The following is a 2,342-nucleotide window of genomic DNA, read 5'->3' on the forward strand; positions in this document are numbered from 1 at the left end:
AAATCACCCCCTACTTCCATTTCTACACGCTCTCCAGAAACCACGGCGCCTGCCAATGTGGTGTTTGCCCCACTCGTGGTATGAACGGTGCCGGTGCCTATAATATGGCTGTTTTTGTGTTGAACTTCCTCACTGGAACCTTCCCCTTGACTAAAAGAAGCACTACCCGTTGCCCCTGCGCCACCCGTGCCATAACCGGTGCCAACACTCATTGAAGCACTTTCACTGCTGTTTTGTGTGCTTTGCGTGTTTTGTGCACTTTCAAAGATGATATCTTTACCTGCTTCCATGGTGATCTTTCCGCTCTGTGCATCATTTTCCAGCACATAGATTGGATTGGTACCAGCGATAATATCAGCACCAACACCATGAATGCTGCCTTTGTGGGCTTGCATGTTAACAGCGCGTCCGCCTTCTATGCTATCTGTCACCGCTGTGGAGACTTGAGAAGAGGCTTCTGTTTTCTCAGTTTTAAAGCCCACGGTTACACTGCCAGATGCACCAGCCATATTGGCAAGAGCATCCTTGGTGGAGCCCCCCAATCCTCCTAATGAGCTACTCAGTCCTTTGGTTACGTTCCCCTTTTCTCCTGTGTTGCCAGTCAGCCAATCAACAAAATTCTTGCCTTTGTTAAAGAGGTGATTGATTTTCATGCCGGTCAGTATGCCATTAATAACGGTGTTATTGCCATCCTTATTGTTCATACGGTCCGCTGAATCTTTTAAGCCTTGTACCGTGCCAAGGACACCGATATCAACGGAAGTTGTCACACCAGCAAAAGACTTTTCATGTGTCTCTTTGCCGTTAGAGGTATCATAGCTTTCTGATAGGGTGATATTATTGCCGGCATCCATGTTGACATCACGATTTGCCGAAACAATGGCTGCTTGCATATTTACATCATTGTCAGCAGTAATCTGCACATCTTGGCGTGCCGTGATGTGTGATTGTGTGGAAGTGGTTTCCCATTGATCGCCCGTATCTTTGGCGCTTGCAATTCCAACCCCCAAGGAAGCACCGCTGTTGCTCTTTTCAAACTGAAACCCAAAGCCTTCCCGTTCTTCTACAGAGTTTGACTTATGGCTATTATGACCAACAAGCACATTCACATCATGCGCTGCCGAAAGGTTAATATTCTCACCCGCAAGATCAGAGCCAACAATTGTCACATCTTTTTTCTTGGCAGTGATGGTGATATTACCATCCGCATTGAGAGAAGAACCTTGATGCTCAAAACTCTCTTCATCATTCGTGCTTTTTGTCCAACTAACTCTTTAAGAATGGGAAGGACGCTTTGGTGATCGCTTTTGTAAAGCTTTTTGCTTTTGCTGACGTTTTCTTTCATCCTCAAAATGCGTTAGTAAAGCCCGTTCCTGTTTCGTTTTGTTGGTCACACCAAAGGTGTCATTGTCCATAAATTGCTGATATCCTGCTATCATTAAATTGCTTAGGAATGAGCCACTTTTGGGAGGTTGTGTAAAATAGAGCCCTTTTGAATTTTGCAATTTATACCGGAAACCTGCTTTTTTCATGCACTCATAAACTGAGGCAAATTCACTCGCATACGAATTCATATCACTAGAAGAAGCATAAACCGGTTTCCAACCACATTTTGATAAGGATTGTTGGATCATCGCTTTATCGACACCTGGTTTTTCCCATAATGCTAAAGTTGATGGAGGAGGTTGGTTAACACATCCAGCTGTATTTAAGAGAGCTATGCAACTCAATAGTTTTAAGATTTTCTTCATTTTTTCCCTCTTTCAATGGATTTATTTACGATAAAACAGCTCATAAGCCTGTTGATATTTTCTGTCACCGCTGCTTAAAACAACGGTGAACAATATTGAGATGATTGGTTGAGAAAACAATCCCGTCATTTCAAGCGAAGGCAAGGATGAGGGATTGTTGACCATCACAAACAGCAAAACTTAAGGTTGGCATTCATCCGCATTTTTATACCTTTTACAAAATGGGCTATTTAAGCGCTTCTCAACACTTCTCTGTGGGATGACAGCACCAAGCTGACAAATGGGAAGGTTTTCCTCTTTAAAAGTATAACACGGACTCCCTCCCCCTTTATAACGGAATCCTGCTTGAATCATACATGTATAAGTTGTTGCTTTTGCATTGATGCTCTGCTTTCTATTTTCTGAATCAGGATCGATAAGACTCGGCATTCCACATTCTAATAAGGCTTTTCCTACCTCAGTAGAATCCGCACCTGCCTTCTCCCACATACTCACGTACCCTGGAGCAGGTTTGTCAATGTTTTCAATATCACATCCAGTAACCGTTAACAGAATGAGCAGGCTTAATAAATTAAACAACATTTTCATTTT

General features: G+C 43.0%; 2 protein-coding genes and 1 pseudogene. All 3 read right to left on the reverse strand.

The features are described 5' to 3' along the window. Positions 1 to 1,253 (reverse strand): annotated as a pseudogene (locus tag ACFINM_RS09605) (hemagglutinin repeat-containing protein); the annotation flags it as partial. A gap of 21 nt (positions 1,254 to 1,274) precedes the next feature. Further along, positions 1,275 to 1,751, reverse strand: coding sequence for a hypothetical protein (locus ACFINM_RS09610; RefSeq protein ID WP_375641274.1), 477 nt, complete (start codon positions 1,749 to 1,751; stop codon positions 1,275 to 1,277). Between the two features lie 180 nt (positions 1,752 to 1,931). Beyond that, positions 1,932 to 2,339: a hypothetical protein gene (locus ACFINM_RS09615; RefSeq protein WP_375641276.1), complete on the reverse strand. Its 408-nt coding sequence runs from the start codon at positions 2,337 to 2,339 to the stop codon at positions 1,932 to 1,934. Positions 2,340 to 2,342: the final 3 nt, after the last annotated feature.

The organism is Bartonella sp. AA168HLJHH, assembly GCF_042197365.1.
Taxonomy (GTDB): Bacteria; Pseudomonadota; Alphaproteobacteria; order Rhizobiales; family Rhizobiaceae; genus Bartonella.

Bases quoted from the DNA above. Each gene is read 5' to 3' on its own strand.
- ACFINM_RS09610 (WP_375641274.1), bottom strand. From the start codon at position 1,751: ATGAAGAAAATCTTAAAACTATTGAGTTGCATAGCTCTCTTAAATACA.
- ACFINM_RS09615 (WP_375641276.1), bottom strand. From the start codon at position 2,339: ATGAAAATGTTGTTTAATTTATTAAGCCTGCTCATTCTGTTAACGGTT.